2 protein-coding genes and 1 pseudogene are annotated in these 1,141 nt (G+C 53.6%); 1 reads left to right on the top strand and 2 read right to left on the bottom strand.

Annotated features, from left to right (window positions below; translation table 11 throughout):
- Positions 1 to 378, bottom strand: a 378-nt coding sequence (locus ACP7A4_RS23110; RefSeq protein ID WP_426248517.1) for a nucleoid-associated protein, incomplete at its 3' end; no start/stop codon positions are given.
- Positions 379 to 503: 125 nt separating this feature from the next.
- Between ACP7A4_RS23110 and ACP7A4_RS23105 the strand changes: the two genes are divergently transcribed.
- Entirely contained in the window at positions 504 to 950 is a 447-nt protein-coding gene (locus ACP7A4_RS23105) for a hypothetical protein (RefSeq protein ID WP_426248515.1), read from the top strand.
- Here the strand turns inward: ACP7A4_RS23105 and ACP7A4_RS23100 are convergent.
- A pseudogene (locus tag ACP7A4_RS23100) lies at positions 928 to 1,141 on the bottom strand (hypothetical protein); the annotation flags it as partial. The gene ACP7A4_RS23105 and the pseudogene ACP7A4_RS23100 overlap by 23 nt on opposite strands.

Here is a 1,141-nt window from a genome sequence, read left to right as displayed (position 1 = left end):
ACTCTGCTGGAGCATAGCGATGACCAGGTACTCAGTGAGACCCTGCTGGTAGTGCGCGAACAGAACGTGGCCACCAACGGAAAGATTCGATTCTTCCATCAGCTTTGTCAGGTGTTCGGCGGCGGTAGTGCTGAGTTCAATGAAGTTGCCGTGATCGACAAAGTCCTGTAGCCAGCCACTGAGTGGGAAGGCGCCGGACTGGGCATGAAAGAAACCCCAGCCCTTACCGGTCTTGGCGTTGTAGGCGAAGTTCAGATCATTCAGCATGTTTTCGGTTGCTTGCGATTCGAGCAGCTCGGTGCTGCTCAAATGAAGAACAGCAGGACTGCCGTCTGGCTTCTTGTCGATCTGGTGGATGATGCTGTGGCGGATAGGCATGGGTTTACCTCGGAATGGCGCCGCCCTCCGGTTACCGGTGGTGGCAAAGCTGTAGTGGTGTTTTGGTTGTGGCTCGTGATATCAACGTTCCGGGCAAGGTCGCCCGCATGGAAGGAGTCAGGTGCGTGGACAAGAAAGATTTTGAGTACGACAACCATCAATTTCAGCGGGCGCTCGTTATGTCGGCCGGTGGTTATCAACGAGCCAAGGAATGCCTGCTCGAAAACGTTGAACACTGGAAGCGACTTGGGCCTGAGATGTTAAGAGGTTTCTTTTCGGTAGCAGCAGGCGAGAGCGACGAACTAGTTACCGGCGAAGTGCTGGGGCGAAAGTTCAATATTCACCTTTCTCCACTCGTTGATGACCAGAAAGGATATGCTGAGGCTGTCGTCAGCACGCGTAGTTTGAGTGGCAATGAGCTTAACGAATGTTGCAGGTTTCTCGTTGCAGCGAATGGATCAGTTTTGAATACAGAGAAAGAGGAACTGCTCGCATGGGATGATGATGCTCAGAGCTACCGACTTCTGATTGCCATTGCTCGCCGTGTCCTCAGCTCTCCCGTGCTGGTATGACGATCTCGTCACCCGGATCGCGCTTCAGTTCGGCCAAGCTTTGATTCCGAAATTCACGCGCCACGTTTTCGCTAATCACGATTTCGTGGCGCGGATACCGCAAGAAGCTCATCAGCTCATCGTCGGGCATCAAGTCCATCTTCATGATGGCGATCTGCAAGACTTCGCCGATGATAGGCGTCTGGCCTCGG

The organism is Pseudomonas sp. TWR3-1-1 (genome assembly GCF_049896545.1).
In the GTDB taxonomy this organism is placed as follows: Bacteria; Pseudomonadota; Gammaproteobacteria; order Pseudomonadales; family Pseudomonadaceae; genus Aquipseudomonas; species Aquipseudomonas weihenstephanensis.
Note: the sequence above shows the minus strand (reverse complement) of the source record. Positions and strands in the feature narration are given on the sequence as shown.